This window comes from Oryzihumus sp. (assembly GCF_054325275.1).
Genome location: NZ_JBTCWL010000018.1, coordinates 1 through 19008 on the forward strand (window position 1 = coordinate 1; position 19008 = coordinate 19008).

Genomic DNA, 19008 nt, shown 5'->3' on the forward strand with positions numbered 1-19008 from the left:
CGATCCGCTCGCGCGCGGTCTTCTTGCCCTTCGCGTGCTGCTTCTCGACCGCCCGCGCCGATCCGGCGTGGACCGCCTCGTCGTTGCGCCGGTGCAGGTCGGCCAGCTTGCCCGCGGTGGTGTGGATGTCGATCGCCGGCGCGTCCACGGCGTCAACGGTCATGGCGCACGTTCGATGAGTGACCGGCAAGCTTCCATGCCGCAGGCAGTGCGACCGAGGCGAGACCGAGCTTGACGGCGTCGCCAGCGACAAATGGCGCCACGCCAGCTGCAAACGCCTGCGCTGCCGTCATGCCCGTGACCACTGCCAACCAACCTGCCCCCATCAGGTAGATCACGAGCGAGGCCAACGTCAGGACACCAAGCTCGCGGGGAATCGATCGATCCGCGCCGCGGCGAGAGGCCGCGCCAACCAGTAGAGCCGCGAAGAGGAATCCGACGAGGTATCCGCCTGTGGCCCCCAAGATGACGTGCACGCCGTGAGCGCCGTGACCGAACACAGGCAGGCCCAGCAACCCCAGTGCGAGATAGAGCCCCTGGCTGGCGAGTCCCCGCGTCGGCCCCAGGGCTGCTGCGACGACGAGCACCGCAAAGGTCTGTCCCGTCACGGGTACCGGGGACCCCGGTATCGGCAGCGCGACTTGGGCGCACACGGCGGTCAGGGCGGCCCCTGCCAGGACGGTTATCCCCGAGCGAGTAGCAGCTTCTGGGAGCAGGGCCTCAGCGAGGACGGGACGAGGGGAAGCGGTGGCGATGGCAGTCATGTCGCGGCTCCATGGTGGGACTGAGTATCGCGTGGACGGTACTCAGTGCCACAGGCTAGGGTCAAGCACCGTCCAAACTTCAGGCGCAAGATGGGAACCCATGGCCGCTGCACGGGTGAGAGACCGCCTTGCGGACGCCGCATTCGAACTCTTCGAGGAACGGGGATACGAAGCCACGACCGTGGAGGAGATCGCCGAGCGAGCTGGGGTGGGGCGGACGACGTTCTTCCGGCACTACCGCTCCAAGGAAGACGTCATCTTCCCCGATCACGAGGCCCTGCTTCAGTCCATTCGAGATCGTCTCGCCGCCTCCACTAATCGAACCGCGATCGTGGCCGTTTCGGAGGCTGTCCGGCTGGTTCTGCTGCACTACCTCAGTGAGGGAGATCGCGCGAGGGTCCGGTACACGCTGACGAGCAGTGCGCCCGCGTTGCGCGACCGCGAGATCGCCACGGTTGCCAGGTACCAAAAGCTCTTCCGCGACTTCATTGCCGATTGGATGGGGCCGGTGCCCAGTTCGGCGCTACGCGCCGAACTGATGGCTGCCGCAGTCGTTGCTGCTCACAACCATGTGTTGCGTCGCTGGCTGCGCGCCGAGTGCACAGACCCCGTTGGCGAGCTCGACATTGCCCTGAGCCAGGTCGTCGACCTGTTTGTCGCCCCACACGGTGACGATTCCGTGGAGCGAGGCGGGACCACTGTCGTCGTCTTCCGCACCGACCTGACCCCAGACGCAGTGCTGACTGCTTTGCGGGAGAGTCTCGGATCCGCTTAGAGCCGGCCGGGCACGCTGGTTCGTCAATGGCGCCCCAGCGGTAACAGCGTTCCGTTCCCGCCGTCGTGCCTTGTCGACCGGTCAGCCGAGTGTCGAGGAAGTCGTTGACGACGGCGGCCCCAGACCCTAGCCTCAGCGCAGCCAACTGAACATCGCGCCGTTTGAACCGGAGCGGGAGAGCCCTCCCACCTGATCGGGTGGAGGCGCCGAAGGAGCAACTCTCCCCAGAATCTCTCAGGCACCCATGACCGTTCCGGTAAGGCGAACTCTGGAAAGCAGGATTTCCTGCACCCACGGTGCAAACCGCCCCACCCGGCGGTGAAGCTCTCAGGTCCGATGACAGAGCGGGGAGGCCACCTTCAGGTCCGCGACCGCGCGGACCCTTGATTCGGGAGCCTCCCAACATGTCGGACTACAACGGTCCGGGTGACTTCGTGTCCCCCCAACCTCCCCGCCCGCTTGGACCTTTTGTCGCGCGCCACATAGGCGTTCGCGACGAGGACCAAGCCAAGATGCTGGCCCAAGTCGGCTATTCCTCACTTGGCCAGCTTCTGGACGCTGCAATACCGGCTGCGGTCAGAAAGCCCGTGGTCGACCTGCCCGAAGCCTTGTCGGAGGACGATACTCTGGCCGAGCTGCGACGGCTCGCCCAGGCCAACTTCCCCGGGGAGCCGATGATCGGCTTGGGGTACCACGGCACGGTCACCCCCGGGGTGATCCGCCGGAACGTCCTCGAGAACCCTGCGTGGTACACCGCCTACACCCCGTATCAGCCGGAGATCAGCCAGGGCCGGCTCGAGGCGCTGATCAACTTCCAGACCATGGTTGCTGATCTGACCGCACTGCCGGTGGCCAATGCGTCGCTGCTCGACGAGGCAACGGCCGTGGCCGAGGCGGTGACAGTGATGCGACGGACCGCTCGCGGAGCTGGAGCGCGCGTACTGGTCGATGCAGACTGCCTCCCGCAGACCATCGCGGTCGTGCAGACCCGCTGCGAGGCGGTCGGGATCGAGGTCGTGGTCTTCGACCCGGTCGACGGCCTCCCCGAAATCGACTTCTTTGGCGTCGTGCTGCAGTACCCCGGTGCCTCAGGCGCCATTCGCGACCTTCGCCACGTGACTGAGGATGCTCACCGTCGGGGCGCACTGGTGACAGTTGCCGCTGACTTGCTGGCGCTCTGCCTGCTTGCCGCTCCGGGGGAGTGGGGCGCGGACATTGCCGTGGGGACGACGCAGCGCTTCGGCGTCCCGCTCGGTTACGGCGGTCCCCACGCCGCCTACATCGCGGTGAGAGCCGGGCTGGAACGCGTGCTGCCGGGGCGCCTGGTCGGCGTCTCCGTCGACGCCACCGGACGACCGGCCTACCGGCTGGCCCTGCAGACGCGTGAACAGCACATTCGCCGGGATCGGGCCACCTCGAACATCTGCACGGCCCAGGTCCTGTTGGCCGTGGTGGCATCCATGTACGCGGTCTACCACGGCGCCGAGGGGCTGCGCGCGATTGCGGAGCGTGTGCACGAGCACGCCGTCGAACTTGCCACGGCGCTGCGCGCCAACGGCCGAGAGGTGATCCACGACGTATTCTTCGACACCGTCCTGGTGCGAACCCCAGCTCAGGCGGCCGAGATCGTCATCGCCGCCGGGAGCAGGGGAGTGCACCTGCGGGAGGTCGACGCCGACCATGTTGGCATTTCCTGTTCAGAGACCACCACCACGGCGCACGTGGATGCCGTGCTGGCGGCGTTCCGGATCCCCGAGCGGGGTCCTGCCCCCACCGCATCGGCCAGTTCAGCGGTTCCCCCCGAACTCCGACGGCGTTCCGAGTTCATGACCCATCCGACCTTTCATCGGCACAGGTCCGAGACCTCCATGCTGCGGTACCTGCGCTCCCTGGCGGACCAGGACTACGCCCTCGACCGGGGAATGATCCCCCTCGGCTCATGCACGATGAAGCTCAACGCAGTGACCGAGATGGAACCCATCAGCTTCCCCGGGTTCGCGAACGTGCATCCGTTCACGCCCCCCAGGTTCACCCGCGGGTACCTGGACCTCATCAGCCAACTTGAGGACTGGCTGGCTGCAGTCACTGGGTATGCCCGGGTGTCCATTCAGCCCAACGCCGGCAGCCAAGGCGAGCTCGCCGGACTCCTCGCCATTCGGGCGTATCACCAAGCCCGGGGGCAGGGACAGCGCGACATCTGCCTCATCCCCGCCAGCGCGCATGGCACCAACGCAGCCTCGGCCGTCATGGCCGGCATGCGTGTGCTGGTTGTCTCGGGGCTCGCCGACGGAACCATCGACATGGCCGATCTCAAGGAGAAGTGCCTCGCCAACGCGGACCGACTCGCCGCAGTCATGGTCACGTACCCCTCCACGCACGGCGTCTACGAGGAGGGGATCATCGAACTGTGTGACCTGGTGCATCGGCACGGCGGTCAGGTGTACATCGACGGAGCCAATCTCAACGCGTTGCTCGGCCTGGCCAAGCCCGGTGACTTCGGCGGCGACGTGTCGCACCTCAACCTGCACAAGACGTTCTGCATCCCCCACGGCGGCGGCGGCCCCGGGGTCGGCCCAGTGGCGGTCGCCGCACACCTGGTGCCGTACCTGCCGACCCACCCGCTACACCCCGACCCCTCCCAACGCGAGGGTGTCGGCCCGGTCAGCGCGGCTCCGTTCGGAAGCGCAGGGATCCTCCCAATCAGCTGGGCCTACGTCCGGCTCATGTCCAGTGCCGGGATGTTGAAGGCAACCACCACGGCAGTCCTCGCGGCCAACTACGTGGCCAGCCGGCTACGGGCCAGCTACCCGATCCTGTACACGGGATCCTCCGGCCTGGTCGCGCACGAGTGCATCCTCGACCTTCGGCCGCTAACCAAGGAAACCGGTGTCACCGTCGAGGATGTCGCCAAGCGGTTGATCGACTACGGATTCCACGCCCCGACCATGAGCTTCCCCGTCGCGGGAACACTCATGGTGGAGCCCACCGAGTCAGAAGACCTGGCCGAGCTTGACCGGTTCTGCGACGCCATGATCGCCATCAGGTCCGAGATTGCAGATGTCCGCGCCGGGCGATGGGACGTGGCCGAAAGCCCGCTGCGCGGCGCCCCGCACGTCGCGCGGCTACTTACGGAGGACTGGAACCGCCCGTACAGCCGCCAGAAGGCGGTCTACCCCGGCGGCGTCCCCGTGAACAAGTACTGGCCACCGGTGGCACGCATCCACCAGAGCCACGGCGACCGCAACCTTGTCTGCTCCTGTCCTCCGCCCGACGCGTTCAGCTCCTGACCGGGAGGTCCACGCCCATGCTCAAGCACACCCCGCTCAACGCTGTTCACTCCGCGATGGGAGCCACGATGGTTGACTTCGCGGGCTGGCAGATGCCGCTGCGATACAGCAGCGAGACCGCCGAGCACCACGCCGTGCGCAACGCGGCGGCCTTGTTCGACCTCAGCCACATGGGTCAAATCGAAGTCAACGGGGCCGGAGCAACCGCGGCCCTCGACCACGCCCTGGTCAGCAACATCGATCGTGTCGCGGTCGGCAAGGCCAAGTACACCCTGATCTGCTCGGCCGACGGCGGCATGATCGATGACCTGATCGTCTATCGGCTGCGGGAGGACGGGTACCTCGTCGTCGCGAACGCAGGCAACGCGGCAACTGTGGCCGAAGCCCTTCGCATCCGCGCAACCGGTCACGACGCCGTGGTCGAGGACGCCAGCGATAACTGGGCGCTCATTGGCATCCAGGGCCCCCGGGCTCAGGAGATCCTTCACGAAGTCACCCACCGCAGCCTTACCGACCTGCGCTACTACGCCATAGCTGAGCTGACCGTTGCCGGGTGCCCGGTGCTCCTGGCGCGAACCGGGTACACGGGCGAAGACGGCTTCGAATTGCTCTGCGCCCCCAGCGACGCAGGCCAACTTTGGAGCGTCCTGGCCGCCGCCGGCGCCAACTTCGGATTGCTCCCGGCGGGGCTGGCTTGCCGAGACACGCTGCGGCTGGAGGCGGGCATGCCGCTCTACGGGCAGGAGCTCACCACGGATCTCACCCCCTACGAAGCTGGCCTCGGTCGCGTCGTCGCCCTCGACAAGCCTGCCCCCTTCGTTGGGCGAGCCGCCCTGGTCGAGAGGTCCACCCGCGCGATCGGCCGGCGACTCGTCGGCTTGGTGCCCGACGGCCGCCGGTCCCCCCGGAGCGGGTATCGACTCCTCGACCCCGAGACCGGGGAAGTCGTCGGCATCGTGACCTCCGGTGCGCCATCACCGACCCTCGGACACCCGATCGCCATGGCCTACGTCGACCTTGCCCACGCAACCGTCGGCAGCGCCGTCCACGTCGATATCCGCGGCCTGCTTGAGCCGGCGCGTGTTGTTGACCTGCCCTTCTATCGGCGAACCCGCTGAACCCCTACAGCCAAGGAGATCCCAATGGTCGTGCCCGACAACCTTCAATACACCGAGGAACACGAGTGGCTTGACACGGAAGGGGACATCGCCACCGTGGGCATCACCGCCTTCGCCGGCAGCGCCCTCGGCGACGTGGTCTACGTGGAGCTACCCGAGGTCGGCGCCCGCGTCAACGCGGGCGAACGGTGCGGAGAGGTGGAGTCCACCAAGTCCGTGAGCGATCTCTTCGCCCCGGTAGATGGCGAGGTCACCGAGATCAACGATGCGCTGGAAAACGAGCCGGAACTGGTCAATACCGATCCGTACGGGGCGGGTTGGCTCTTCCGTGTGCGCTTTCTCGAGTCAAGGACACTGATGGACGCCGCGGCATACCGGGCCTTCAGCGAGCAGGAGAACTGAGCCCATGATGAGTCAAGACGTGCTCACAGAAGCCTTGGCCGAGGTGGATCCCGAGGTCGCTGCCGCGCTCGCAGCGGAGCTGAACCGGCAGCAGACGACGCTGGAGATGATCGCCTCGGAGAACTTCGCCCCCCGCGCGGTGATGGAAGCTCAAGGCTCCGTGGCCACCAACAAGTACGCCGAGGGCTACCCAGGCAGACGCTATTACGGCGGCTGCGAACACGTGGATGCCATCGAACAGATGGCCATCGACCGACTGCGACATCTCTTCGGCGCGGAATATGCAAACGTCCAGCCGCACTCCGGGGCGCAGGCGAACACCGCAGTGTTCTTCGCGCTCCTGGACCACGGCGACACCATCCTTGGTCTGGACCTTGCCCACGGCGGCCATCTCACCCACGGCATGCGCCTGAACTTCTCGGGCCGATCCTTCCAGGTGACGCCTTACCACGTCGGGCCTGACGGGCTCGTGGACATGGACGAGGTTGCTCAACTAGCCCGCGTCCACCGCCCGAAGATGATCATCGCCGGATGGTCCGCCTATCCGAGGCACCTGGACTTCGCTCGCTTTCGCGAGATCGCAGACGAAGTCGGAGCGCTGCTGATGGTGGACATGGCCCATTTCGCTGGACTTGTCGCTGCAGGCCTGCACCCCAACCCCGTGCCGCACGCTCACGTCACGACTTCCACCACGCACAAGACCCTGGGCGGACCCCGCGGGGGCGTCATCCTGACCAACGACGCAGCCATCGCCAAGAAGCTGAACTCGGCCGTCTTTCCAGGCCTGCAAGGCGGCCCGCTGGAGCACGTCATCGCGGCGAAGGCCGTTGCGTTCAAGATTGCCAGCACACCGGCCTTCAGGGATCGGCAACGTCGCACCATCGAGGGTGCGCAGATCCTGGCCGAGCGTCTAGCCCGAACTGACGCCGCGGAGGCGGGGGTTCATGTCCTCACGGGTGGCACCGACGTCCACCTGGTGCTGGTGGACCTCCGTGCGTCCATCCTCGATGGTCAACAGGGGGAGGACCGCCTGCACGAGGTTGGCATCACGGTCAACCGGAACGCCGTACCTCACGACCCCCGACCCCCGATGGTCACCTCCGGGCTCAGGATCGGCACGCCAGCCCTGGCCGCGAGGGGCTTCGGCGCCAAGGAGTTCGCGGAAGTCGCGGACATCATCGCTCTGGCGCTACAACCGCATGTTTCCCCCCAAGAGACTGCGGACCTAAGACGCCGGGTGGAGAAACTCGCCCAGGCGCACCCCCTCTATGCGCACCTGACGACATGAGCGGCCCAGCCAGTGAAGGCCGGCGTCGCTTGCGGCTGGAGGTGGTCAACAGTCGCAGCCCTGTTGAGCGCAAACCATCGTGGATGAAAGCGCCCATGCACATCAGCCCCGGATACCGTGAGATCCGCGAAATGGTCGAACGCGAAGCGCTCCACACCGTGTGCGTTGAGGCAAAGTGCCCCAACATCTTCGACTGCTGGCAGGAGCGCGAGGCCACCTTCCTCATCGGCGGGGCGCAGTGCACGCGACGCTGCGACTTCTGCCAAATCGACACTGGCCGTCCCGAAGACCTGGACCCCGATGAGCCGGTTCGCGTGGCCAGGTCGGTGCAGGCCATGGGACTGCGCTACGCAACGGTCACCGGCGTGGCTCGCGACGACCTGCCGGACCAAGGCGCGTGGCTCTACGCCGAGACGGCGCGTCAAATCCACACGGTCAACCCAGCAACCGGCGTCGAGCTTCTCGTCCCAGACTTCTCCGGCCGTCCCGACCTCCTGGACACGGTGTTCGCTTCCCGCCCCGAGGTCTTGTCGCACAACCTCGAAACGGTACCTCGGCTGTTTCGCCGCATCAGGCCAGCATTTCGGTACGAGCGATCGCTGCAGGTGCTCGAACGAGCCAAGGCCGCCGGGATGATCACCAAATCCAACCTCATCCTGGGCCTCGGCGAGCACGAGGGGGAGATCGTCGAAACCCTGAACGACCTCCGACGGGTCGGTTGCGACCTGCTCACCATCACCCAGTACCTGCGTCCCACCTCCCGCCACCATCCTGTGGCTAACTGGGTAGAGCCCGCGACGTTCGACAGCCTGCGGGACGTGGCGATTGGCCTCGGATTCGTGGCGGTCATGTCTGGCCCCCTGGTTCGATCTTCCTACCGGGCCGGACGGCTCTACGCCCTCGCGAAAGCCTCACGTAGCAAGCCTCGCGCGGCGCAATCAGGAGACGAACCCCTATGACTCTCAGCGTCTTTGACCTGTTCTCAGTCGGAATAGGACCCTCAAGCTCGCACACCGTCGGACCCATGCGGGCGGCCCGGTTGTTCGGGGTGAGCCTCTGCGACCAGAACAAGCTGGGCGACATCGATCGTGTCCAGGTCGAACTCTTCGGCTCCCTGGGCGCCACAGGACGCGGGCACGGCACCGACAAGGCCGTGCTCTTAGGTCTCTCCGGAGCGCAGCCCGAGACCGTTGACCCGGCAGAGGTCGACATTCTCCTGCAACACATCAGAGGCCGTGGCCGGCTGCGAATCCTCGGTCGCCACCAGATTGATTTCGTCGAAGAGCGAGACGTCTGCCTGTACCCGCGCGAGGTCCTCCCGTTCCACCCGAATGGCATGAGGTTCCGGGCCGTCGACATCGAGGGTTCGCTCGTGCATGAGTGGATCTGCTACTCGGTGGGAGGTGGGTTCGTCGTAGATGAGCAGGGGAGGCCCACCGAAACCGGCGGATCGCCGCGCCCTGCGGTGCCGTACCCCTACCGCACCGCAGGAGAGTTGCTCGCCCATTGCCACACCGCGGGCCTGCCCATCAGCGGAGTCATGCTGGCAAACGAACGATCCTGGCGGCCCGAGGCGGACATCCGCGCCGGGCTGCTCAAGATCTGGGAAGTCATGCAGGACTGCGTCCACTCGGGTTCCCGCCGCGAGGGCACGCTGCCAGGAGGGTTGAACGTGCGACGCCGAGCCCCGGCGCTGGCTCGCCAGCTGGCCGCCGAAGGGCCCTCGGAAGACCCCTTGAGAGGGCTTGACTGGGTGACTCTCTACGCGCTCGCCGTCAACGAGGAGAACGCCGCTGGCGGCCGCGTCGTCACGGCGCCGACCAATGGAGCAGCCGGCATCATCCCGGCAGTGCTGCACTATTTCACGACCTTTGTGCCAGGCGCTGACGACGAAGGAGTCATCCGCTTCCTGCTGACTGCAGGAGCGATCGGCGCCATCTACAAGGAGACCGCGTCAATCTCCGGAGCGGAGGTGGGCTGTCAGGGGGAAGTCGGGTCGGCGTGTTCAATGGCCGCAGGCGCGTTCGCCGAGGTTCTCGGCGGTACGCCCAACCAGGTGGAGAACGCCGCAGAAATCGCCATGGAGCACCATCTGGGAATGACATGTGACCCGGTGGCCGGCCTCGTCCAGATCCCATGCATAGAACGCAACGCCATCGCCGCTGTCAAAGCCATCACCGCGGCTCGGGCTGCGCTGCGTGGGGACGGAACCCACGTGGTCTCGTTGGACCAGGTGGTCAAGACGATGAGGGAAACGGGGGCCGACATGTCCGACAAGTACAAGGAGACAGCAGGAGGGGGTCTGGCGGTCAACGTCATCGAATGCTGACCTCCACTGTCCGGGCGCTGCCCCAGCGCTCCGGACGGAGTGGCCCTTTCGCCAGCCGAGTGGCGCAGGGGGACGGCCGGTCCTCGGTCCGCGCCACGGCCCGGCTTGACAGTCAAAGTGTGAAGCACTATCTTCAGATATTGCGAAGGAAATGCTTCATTAGTTCGCGGGCCCACCCTCCTGGAACGCGCCGCGGCCGGCCTTCCCTTCTGCAAGCGAACTGGTGGCAGCGGGGCGCCGAGGTCATCAATGACAACTGTGCTGGCGGGAGCCGATTGCTATCCCTCCCGCCAGCACGGGTTCGCGGCTCCATGGCTCCAAGGTGAAGGCTGCGGCAGGGTGCGGTCGCGCAGGGAAGCCGCTCGGCGGGCCACCTGAGTCCTGGTCCTCATCGGCCCTCGGCGCCGGCTGGCCGCCGACTGGCTGTGGCAAGGCGCCACTGTCATCAGTCCGAGGCGCTGACGCAAGTGCCTTAGTGGCCGCCCTGTCTGGGAAGCGATTGCTTCGCAGACGCGAACCTCTTCCTTCACATGTGGCTGGCGCTCTAGTGTCCTCCTATGGCACGACGTCCCGCGCTCAAGAAGCAAGTCACATTGACAGACCCCAAGGCGATCCGTGCCCTGGCCCACCCGGCACGGCAGCGCATCATTGACGAGCTCTACAGCGGATCCGTACTGACGGCCACGGAGGCCGCCCGCCTGTGCGGTTTGACCCCGTCGGCGATGAGCTACCACCTGCGGGCGTTGGAGCAGTGGGGGATCATCGTCAGAGATGCAAGCACGGAAGACGGGCGCGAACGTCCATGGCGTGCTCCTGCTCGGAGTCTCCACATCTCCAGTCGTGCGGCCGAAGGCTCGAGCAAGGTGGCTGCCAAAGCGTTTGTTTCCACGTTCACCGAGCCGCTGCTGAAGGACTTGGAGGCGTGGGCCGCTAGCGATCGACGAGGTGCCGCCGCTGGCGCGTCGGACATGGCCAAGGACCGCTTGTGGCTCTCGGACAAGGAGGCCGCTGAGCTCAACCATGAGGTGAGGGCCTTGCTCGAGCGCTACGGAAAGGGCCGGACGCCCGAGCGCCACCCCGAGGATGCCCAAGCTCGCAACGTCTTTTGGTCCATCCTGCCTCACACGCAGTGACGTATTGACGACTGGTTCCATTTGTCGACGACTGGTCCGCGCTGGGGCGAGGACGACGGAGGGGTGAACTCGGCCACTGATGTGGCGGCCAGGGGAGTAGGAATCACCCGATACTGACCCGCCACTTGATCATGCCTCGGACTACCCTCAACGTGGTTGATGGGTGCTTGGGCGTCGCATGTTTTGGCGACCCATCGAGGGTCGCTCCTTGAGTCTGCGGTGATCGTGGTCGGCCACCCGCCCCCGCGATCCGCGGCGTGTGGACTCGCTTGCGCCCGGCGTCGGGGCTTGACCAGCGAAACGTGAAACAGTACCTTCGTATCTATGAAGATTTTACTTCATATATCCGATGTGCGAGCGGCGCCCTCTTCGCCGGGTGTAGGCCTTCGCCTGTCACTGCGCCCCTGAGTGTGGGCGTCAGCCGTCTCTGGCTGCGAGCCCAGGGCGCGGGCTGGTGGCGGACGCGAAAACCCCAGCCACGGAAACCCAGCGCACTCTTCCCAGTGATGCGGGCTTCGGCGGGGGGCACTCCGCGAGGGGCGCGCCATCAAGTGACTCAGGGGACCTTGGCCCCCGGGCCTTTCGTGCGCGTCGAACTGGCATTTCGCGTTGGTGATGAGGAGAGGTTGATCCGTGAAGGAAAACGTTGAGTGGGTGTTGGAGATGACGAGTCTCTTGCGTCAGGACCTCGATGCCATCCTGCTGTCGGCCTGTTTAGAAGAAATGACGACTGAAGACGCTGCTGACTTGATGCCTGCCCTCATGGCGGTGATTCATTACGGCGAAGCTGCGCAGGTCGCTGCCGCAGGCGCCGCTTGACCCTGGGGCACGGCCGGGCTGAAGGCCGAATCTTCTTTTTGAGCAAAGGGAGAGGCTGTGTGGCGCCAGGCCCACAGCAGATCAGTGAGGTATCTGTGAGCCAGGAAATGCGACTCGGGCACGTTGGCCTGAATGTGACGGATTTAGAGCGTTCCACGCACTTCTACACCCGAGTCTTCCAACTATCGGTGGCCCAGCGTGGGCGGACGTACGCTTACCTCGCATCGGGCGACGACGTCGTAATCACGCTTTGGGAGCAGGCCACCGGGAGCTTCTCTGCATCCTCTCCCGGACTGCACCACCATGCTTTTCAGGTCCAGAGCTTCGACGACGTTGAGCAGGTTGAACTCCGACTGCGTGCCATGAACGTCCAGATTCTGCATGACGGCGTAGTCGCCCACGGCGCGGCTGAGCAATCTGGGGGACTCTTCTTCGCCGACCCTGACGGGATCAGGCTCGAGGTCTTCTGCGCCGAGGGCGCGGGGGATCGGGGTGCTCCTTACGGAGAGGAACCGACGTGCGGCTTCTTCTGACCCAGCCCTATGCCCCCACTTCTGGCACGGGGGTCAGGAGGCCGAAATGGGAGATGTAATGCCGCAACCAGTGCAGTTGCACCCAGGTGAAGCGGCGGTTCGGATGCGCGCCGGAGTGCGTGGAGTGGAACGCGCACTCGAGCGCATTGGGCCCGACGTCCCTCCTGTGGCCCGAGAGTTTCTCAGGCAGCAACAGTTGATGGTCGTGACTGGCCGCGGCCTAATGGATGAGCTGTGGGTAGGCGTCTTGGCCGGCGAAGAAGGATTCGTCCAGGTCCCTGACACCCGCATGCTCGAGATCGGAGCAGCGCCATCCGCGTACGACCCATTAGCCACCGCATTCCACAAGTTGGGCCCAATCGGGATGATCGGCCTCGATCCGCAAACCCAGCGCCGCATCCGCATCAACGGCGATGCGATCCGAAGTGCGAACGGACTGACGATCACCACACGGCAAGTGCTCGCCAACTGTCCCAAATACATCCAGCTGCGTGAGCGGGCCGAGCCCAACTCTCCACGCCGCCCGATCGGAGCGGTCCACAGGTGCGGCCTCACCCCCAAGCAGCAGGACTGGATCAACTCCGCGGACACGTTCTTTCTCGGTACATCGGCGGCGCTCCATGGTGCGGACGCCTCACACCGAGGGGGAAACCCTGGCTTCGTCCGGGCAATATCGGGCCGTCATATTGCCTGGCCGGACTATGTGGGCAATGGCATGTTCATGTCCCTGGGCAACTTGCATCTGAATCCCGCCTGCGCGTTGCTCTTCTTGGACTGGGAGTCAGGCCACACCCTGCACGTAACTGGCCACGCACGGGTGGACTGGAGCGACCGACGAGCCATTGGAACTTCCGCTCACCGATTCATCGATTTTGCGGTCGAGGCCGTAATCGAGGTGCGGAACCACCTGTCTGCCCGCTGGAAGCTAAGACAGCGCAGCAGGTTCAACCCGCCCGTAGGCTAAGAGCAGGATCGATGGCGATGGTGGCGAGTCGATCCGGCCTCCGGGGGTTAGGCTGCCCGGACCCTTGCGAGATGCGCCAGGTGGTGCGGCATGTGGAGGGACTACAGCGAGCGCTCGCTGCTGGGTGGCCTGCCGGTCCTCGCCAACCTCGGCGCGGCCGAAATCGTCGGTGTTGGACGCGGCCTTGCGGGCCCCGGGCCGCTGCAGGGCAACCTGAGAGCGAATATCTCAGCCACCAATGATGGCGTACCTCGATCTGATGGCTGCCTGCACAACGGCGATCACGGCAGCACCCGAGTCATCTGCGCGCCCGGCCGTCCGGTCTCCCTATTCCAAGCGCAACGCCGGATCCTGCCGGGATTTAGGAAATGGTCGCTTCGCAACTGTGAACTGAATGCTTCACTTATCCGGCCCAGCCCCTTACTGTTTGCTCATGGCTCGACGCGCTCCGCTCAAGAAAGAAATAACGCTGACGGACCCCAAGGCGATCCGCGCCGTGGCTCACCCGGCGCGCCAGCGCATCATCGACGAGCTGTACGGCGGCACGACCCTGACCGCCACGGATGCGGCGCGCTTGTGTGGGCTCACGCCGTCGGCGATGAGCTACCACCTACGCGCGTTGGAGCAATGGGGAATCATCGTTCGCGACAACGCAACTGCGGATGGCAGGGAACGTCCTTGGCGGGCTCCTGCGCGGAGTCTGCATATTTCGAGTCAGGCTCAGGCCGGCGCAAGCAAGGTGGCTGCGAAGGCTTTCGCGGCGGCGTTCATCGGCCCCTTCCTGGAGGATCTTGAGTCCTGGGCTGCCAGCGATCGCAACGGTCGCAAAGGCTCGGACATGGCCAAGGATCGCTTGTGGCTGAGCCAGGAGGAGGCGGCAGAGCTTAATCGCGAGGTGAAGGCCCTGCTGGAACGCTTTGGTAAGGGGCGAACTCCCGATCGTCACCCAGAGGGCGCCAAGGCTGTGACCGTTTTCTGGTCCCTGTTCCCCAAGCAGGTGTGAACCCGAACGCACGGATGCCACCCACCTGCCGTGGACTTGCCTTCGCAAGGGGGTGGCCATCGGGCGGGGCGGGCCTCTCCCTGTCGCGCAGATGATGCTGAGCCATCTCACCGACGCGCTAGCCGATGCTCGATCGAGGGTGGCGGGGGTGAGGCTGACGGCATGCGAAAGGTTCAGGATCTTCACCGCCCGTGCCGGTGGTGCTTCAAGTCGAACGGAACGGGCCCTGCGGTGGTCAGTCGAGAGACCGGGGCTGGGCTGAGCCACATTGGGGTCCCATCTGAATCGGCCAGGGGTTGCGCGGCAGGTGGACCCTAAGACTTTGACTCGGGCGGTATGAAGTAGTACCTTCAGAAACGTGAAGGCAATGCTTCATATAGTTGGGCTAGGCGAGTGGGAGAGACTCAGATGACGACTTCTGTGACGGAGGGCTTCGTCCACGCCCGCCGCTGGGGACAGCTCTTGGCGTCGCTCGCGAAGGCTTCAGGACGCCCTCGCATCCTTGGAGGCCGCACGCGGGCCTCGGAGGACCTTCCTGAGACGCATGGTGCGCCACCGGTGTCCCACGCTTGGTTGCATGCCAAGCGGGTCTATGTCGCGGACGTTCTCATGCTCGCTCAGCGCACCCAGACCCACGGCTTCTAGGGGTCTGTCTGCCGCGGGGCCGGATAGGGCCGACGGCGGCGACGTCCGCAAAGCAGGGTTCAGCCCCGCGGCAGCGCCGGTTCGACGACGCGACAGTTCCAGTCGGGCATCGCTGTGTGTCGGCCTTCTACCGCCGGACTCCTGCCCCATCAACGTTTCAGTAAGGAGCGCCATGAACAGCGCCCTCTTCGGGGTGACCGACCAGGCAGCCAGCCGCCCCGACCCGTACGCCCTGCCTGGTCCAGCGGTGTTCCCCGAGGGAATCACAGAGGGGCCGGATGGGACGTACTTCGTGGGCAGCACGACTGACGGCACGGTGTTCCGGATCCAGTCGGGGCTCCCCGAGGCAGAGGTCTGGCTTTCGCCGGGCGGCGACGGCCGCACCGAGTTGCTTGGCCTCGCGATGGATTCACGGCAGCGTCTGGTCGCGTGCGGAGGGAGCACCGGTGACCTCTTTGTGTATGACGCGGCGACTGCGGCGCTGGTGGCTCGGCGCAATGTCCCCGTCGAGCGGACGCTGCTCAATGACGTGACGACCGACCAGTCCGCCGCATACGTCACGGACTCGGCCCGGCCAGTGATTTGGCGACTGCCGTTGGATGTCGACGGTCAGGGTGGCGTCGGGGAACCAGAGGTGCTGGTGGACTTGGCGGGGCTCGGCGCGGACGAACACAGTTTCCTCAACGGGATCGTGGGCGACTCCGAGCGCGGAATGCTGCTGGTCGCCGCGCAAGCCCAGGGCGAACTGTGGCGCGTGGAGACGGCCTCGGGGGTTGCGTCACGAGTCGACCTGAACGGGCATGTGTTCGCCGCCGACGGCCTGTTGCTGCGGTCGGGACCGGACGGCTCCCTGTTTCTGCTCGGCGCAGTCAACGAAGGGGAGACTCGTGAAACGGTGACCTTCGGCCTCGATGTGATGCGGCTTGCCCGCGACTGGGCCAGCGCCGAGCTCGTCGCGCAGATACCTCTGCCTGTGTCGAAGGGCTTCGATGTTCCGACCACCATTGCATGGCAGCAGGACCGCGTGCTGGTCGTCTGCGGCCAGGTGATGCATCCGGACGAGCCAAGGCCGCCGTTCCTGGTCAAGGCAGTCGAGCCGCCGTGTCTCTGATCGCAAGCAGCAAGCCGAGGCATGACCGTAGAACCACGCGATTGTGGGCACAGCTTGTTCACTTCTGAAGCCTCGATAACGCACGGAGGGATGCGGGCCTAAACCGCCACCGTCGGAGCACGTCCGCGCTCTTACGACGAGCACTTCCGGTCGGCGCCGCCCAGCCTGCGCCGGCTCGCATCCTGGCTGAGCCGACCATGCCACCTCGAGCACCGGCTCCCGGCGTCCAGCAGCTGCGCGTTGTCGCAGTCAGCGCCGAGCACAACCTCCCGTGGCCGTCGCGTCTCAAGCTGAGAATGCTACGTCTCGGTTCGGCGAGGGAGGACGGTTGGGAAACGCGGAGCGGCTGCGGCTGGAGGAGCATCGACGTCGGGTCTCCGTGATCTTGACGTGCGGACGACTGCTCATCAACGGAGGAGGTAGGGACCGCTTGCACCGACCCTGCTTACTGACGCCCGGGGTTACGAAGCTGGGCGTTGTGCCGCACGGGAGCGCCGCCGGCGGATGAGGTTTCGCTCACGTTCGTCGGTGGCACCCCAGATGCCCGTTTCTTGGCCGCTGTCCAGGGCCCATTCGAGGCATTCGTCCAGCGCGGGACAGCGGCGGCACACGCTCTTCGCCTCCTGAATCTGGATAAGTGCTGGTCCAGACGCGCCGACAGGAAAGAAGAGTTCGGGGTCGGTATGGAGGCACTCGGCCTCGTCACGCCAGTTCACTGGGGCCTCCGTCCCGGCAGGTGATGCAGGGCTCGACGCGAATCGGACAGTTCGGGATGGGACGAGAAGTCACGGGTGCTCACGGTGCCTCGCCGTCGCCGGCGCCGGCGAGTACCCGAGTGCCGGCCTTGTGTCGGAGCGGGGAGAAGACGGTCCACAGCATCGTTGTCGTCGCGCCGAGCGCAGCCACCCAGAGCGCGGTGTGTAGGCCGAGCGACGTGCCGAGCAGGCCGCCAGCCAGCGCCCCGACGGGTTTGACGCCCTGGGTCAGGAAGGCCATGCACGAGCTGACTCGGCCCAGCAGTTCGGTCGGCACCGCCGTCAGGGTGATACCTGAGGACGTGACGTCGAACAGCATCACGGCGACCCCTCCGATGAGCTCGCCGCCACCTATGACGACCAACTCGATCAACCGCGGACCCCGCGCTAGCGGGATCGCGAAGAGGGCGAAAGAGAAGACTACCGAGGCGAGCACGATCGTTCGGCCCGCGCCAAGCGCAGCCGAGACGCGCGGTGCTAGCAACGCTCCGCCAAGAGCACCGATGCCGCCCAGGGTGACGACGGCTCCGACCAGGCCGGCAGAGAATCCGAGCTCCCGAGTGGCGTAGACGACGAACAGGGCCATCATGAGCATCCCGAAGAGGTTGAGGTTGCCCGCCGCCCCAGCGACCGCGCGCAGCGACCCATCCGCGATCACTGTGCGGAGGCCCTCGGTGAGGTCGCGTCGCAGCGATCGTCGCTCGGTGCGCGGTGCGGCTGCCCTCTCCGGCGCGTGCACAGACCTAATGCAGGCTGCGGACACTACGAACGAGATCGCATCGAGCGCGACCGCGAAGGGTGCAGACACAGCCTGGACCAAGAGGCCGCCAAGCCCGGGCCCCGCCAGCATCGCCACTGACTCGGATGCACGAAAGTGGCTGCTGGCCACGGTCAGCTGCTCACGAGATACGACATCGGGAAGGTGCGACTGGTACGCGGGGCGGAACACCACCCGGCAGGAGCCGACCACCAGCTCCGCCGCGATCAGCTGGGGCACCGTCAGCACACCGAGCCACCAAGCCAGCGGGATGGTGAGGAGCGCAGCAGCGGCGAGAAGGTCCGCGGCCACCAACAGAGGTCGGCGCCGTGGCAGTCGGTCCACCCAGACGCCAGCAAGGAGCCCGATCACGAGGTGGGGCAGTGTTGCCGCGGCGGTGAGCAGACCCATTTGGAGCGCGGACGCCCCGAGCAAGACGGCCGCGGAGATCGGTATCGCGAGGACGGTGACCTCGCTGCCGACAGCAGAGACGGAGTATCCGGTCCAGAGCCTGCGGAAGTCGGCCTGACGAGACAGCCGAGGCGAGGCTGGCGATGCATCCACGGTCGTCGCTTGGGTCATGGATATGAAGATAATGCTTCACAGTTCAGATGTGAAGGGGTCCTTTCAGTATGACTATATGGCCCGTCGACAACGGGAACCGGTTTGTCCTGCTGGCGGATCGAGGTGCAGGTGAAACGTGGGCGTTAGAGGGGTCGTTAGTGTCGTCATACCCGGCCACTGAGGAGAACCACGTGACTCTGCACCCTGACTACCGGCTGTCCAGCGAAGCGCCTGGGCTGGAGGAGTATCGCGAGCTGCGCGCCCGCGCTGGACTCTCGGTCGTAACGGCAGAGCAGGCGGGGCCCGCGCTGACGGGGTCGTGGGCATGGGTGACAGTCAGGGAAGCGGCGACGGGCTGCCTTGTGGCGACAGGACGCGTCATCGGGGACGGTGGCTGGTATTTCACGGTGGCGGACATGGCGACCCGACCTGGCCACCAAGGGCGGGGCCTGGGTGCAGCGGTGCTGAAGCGCCTCCTGGAGCAGATCGCAGAAGAGGCCCCAGCAAACCCTTACGTCACGCTCATGGCGGATCGCCCCGGGCGTAAGCTCTACGCACGGATGGGGTTCGTGGAGACCGCTCCGCATTCCCTCGGCATGAGGCTCAACCGCTCGCCGGAGTGACACCTCAGGGCGGCCCAAGCCGGGGGGCCAAGATGCGGCTCCTGCCGGGACGCCCACCGAGAGACGTCGGCCACGCGCTCCGCCGGCCCGGGGGGTGCTACGGAGTTCTCTCAGCGTGAAGGCGACGCAACTCGCGCA

General features: G+C 65.9%; 17 protein-coding genes and 2 riboswitches. Of the genes, 14 read left to right on the top strand and 3 right to left on the bottom strand.

The features are described 5' to 3' along the window. Positions 1–152: 152 nt before the first annotated feature. Positions 153–608, bottom strand: coding sequence for a biotin transporter BioY (locus ACXVGS_RS06460; protein WP_458527467.1), 456 nt, complete (start codon positions 606–608; stop codon positions 153–155). Positions 609–864: 256 nt separating this feature from the next. Between ACXVGS_RS06460 and ACXVGS_RS06465 the strand changes: the two genes are divergently transcribed. The 13 genes from ACXVGS_RS06465 (at position 865) to ACXVGS_RS06525 (ending at position 16171) form a co-directional block, all read left to right on the top strand. After that, complete coding sequence (locus ACXVGS_RS06465; RefSeq protein ID WP_458527468.1) at positions 865–1539, top strand: TetR/AcrR family transcriptional regulator; 675 nt, start codon at positions 865–867, stop codon at positions 1537–1539. A gap of 162 nt (positions 1540–1701) precedes the next feature. Beyond that, positions 1702–1800, top strand: a riboswitch (glycine riboswitch). 1 nt (position 1801) lies between these two features. Further along, a riboswitch (glycine riboswitch) is annotated at positions 1802–1892 on the top strand. 51 nt (positions 1893–1943) lie between these two features. Beyond that, the gene (gene gcvP, locus ACXVGS_RS06470; RefSeq protein ID WP_458531498.1) at positions 1944–4826 is read left to right on the top strand and encodes an aminomethyl-transferring glycine dehydrogenase; all 2883 of its coding nucleotides are present in this window, start codon (positions 1944–1946) and stop codon (positions 4824–4826) included. Positions 4827–4843: 17 nt separating this feature from the next. Next, on the top strand, positions 4844–5944 hold the full coding sequence (gene gcvT / locus ACXVGS_RS06475; RefSeq protein ID WP_458527470.1) for a glycine cleavage system aminomethyltransferase GcvT: 1101 nt from the start codon (positions 4844–4846) through the stop codon (positions 5942–5944). Between the two features lie 24 nt (positions 5945–5968). Next, complete coding sequence (gene gcvH / locus ACXVGS_RS06480) at positions 5969–6346, top strand: glycine cleavage system protein GcvH (protein WP_458527471.1); 378 nt, start codon at positions 5969–5971, stop codon at positions 6344–6346. 4 nt (positions 6347–6350) lie between these two features. Further along, a complete protein-coding gene (gene glyA / locus ACXVGS_RS06485; RefSeq protein ID WP_458527472.1) occupies positions 6351–7634 on the top strand; it encodes a serine hydroxymethyltransferase in 1284 nt (427 codons plus the stop codon). Further along, positions 7631–8593 carry a lipoyl synthase gene (gene lipA, locus ACXVGS_RS06490; RefSeq protein ID WP_458527473.1) on the top strand — a complete coding sequence of 321 codons (963 nt, stop codon included), beginning with the start codon at positions 7631–7633 and terminating at the stop codon, positions 8591–8593. The genes glyA and lipA overlap by 4 nt, the downstream gene beginning before the upstream one ends. Continuing rightward, positions 8590–9963, top strand: a complete 1374-nt coding sequence (locus tag ACXVGS_RS06495; RefSeq protein ID WP_458527474.1) for an L-serine ammonia-lyase — start codon at positions 8590–8592, stop codon at positions 9961–9963. The genes lipA and ACXVGS_RS06495 overlap by 4 nt, the downstream gene beginning before the upstream one ends. Before the next feature lie 557 nt (positions 9964–10520). Then, positions 10521–11096, top strand: a complete 576-nt coding sequence (locus ACXVGS_RS06500) for an ArsR/SmtB family transcription factor (protein WP_458532894.1) — start codon at positions 10521–10523, stop codon at positions 11094–11096. A 633-nt stretch (positions 11097–11729) separates the two neighbouring features. Then, on the top strand, positions 11730–11915 hold the full coding sequence (locus ACXVGS_RS06505; protein WP_458527476.1) for a hypothetical protein: 186 nt from the start codon (positions 11730–11732) through the stop codon (positions 11913–11915). A 95-nt stretch (positions 11916–12010) separates the two neighbouring features. Then, positions 12011–12448: a VOC family protein gene (locus ACXVGS_RS06510; RefSeq protein WP_458527477.1), complete on the top strand. Its 438-nt coding sequence runs from the start codon at positions 12011–12013 to the stop codon at positions 12446–12448. A 124-nt stretch (positions 12449–12572) separates the two neighbouring features. Further along, complete coding sequence (locus ACXVGS_RS06515) at positions 12573–13412, top strand: hypothetical protein (protein ID WP_458531501.1); 840 nt, start codon at positions 12573–12575, stop codon at positions 13410–13412. Between the two features lie 433 nt (positions 13413–13845). Continuing rightward, on the top strand, positions 13846–14415 hold the full coding sequence (locus ACXVGS_RS06520) for a winged helix-turn-helix domain-containing protein (RefSeq protein WP_458527479.1): 570 nt from the start codon (positions 13846–13848) through the stop codon (positions 14413–14415). An 817-nt stretch (positions 14416–15232) separates the two neighbouring features. Continuing rightward, positions 15233–16171 carry an SMP-30/gluconolactonase/LRE family protein gene (locus ACXVGS_RS06525; protein ID WP_458536757.1) on the top strand — a complete coding sequence of 313 codons (939 nt, stop codon included), beginning with the start codon at positions 15233–15235 and terminating at the stop codon, positions 16169–16171. Positions 16172–16632: 461 nt separating this feature from the next. Here the strand turns inward: ACXVGS_RS06525 and ACXVGS_RS06530 are convergent, their stop codons facing one another. Further along, complete coding sequence (locus ACXVGS_RS06530) at positions 16633–16887, bottom strand: WhiB family transcriptional regulator (protein WP_458527481.1); 255 nt, start codon at positions 16885–16887, stop codon at positions 16633–16635. A gap of 79 nt (positions 16888–16966) precedes the next feature. Beyond that, positions 16967–18265 carry an MFS transporter gene (locus tag ACXVGS_RS06535; protein WP_458536758.1) on the bottom strand — a complete coding sequence of 433 codons (1299 nt, stop codon included), beginning with the start codon at positions 18263–18265 and terminating at the stop codon, positions 16967–16969. Between the two features lie 173 nt (positions 18266–18438). Here ACXVGS_RS06535 and ACXVGS_RS06540 point away from each other — a divergent pair, with 173 nt between their 5' ends. After that, complete coding sequence (locus ACXVGS_RS06540; RefSeq protein WP_458527483.1) at positions 18439–18870, top strand: GNAT family N-acetyltransferase; 432 nt, start codon at positions 18439–18441, stop codon at positions 18868–18870. Positions 18871–19008 lie beyond the last annotated feature (138 nt).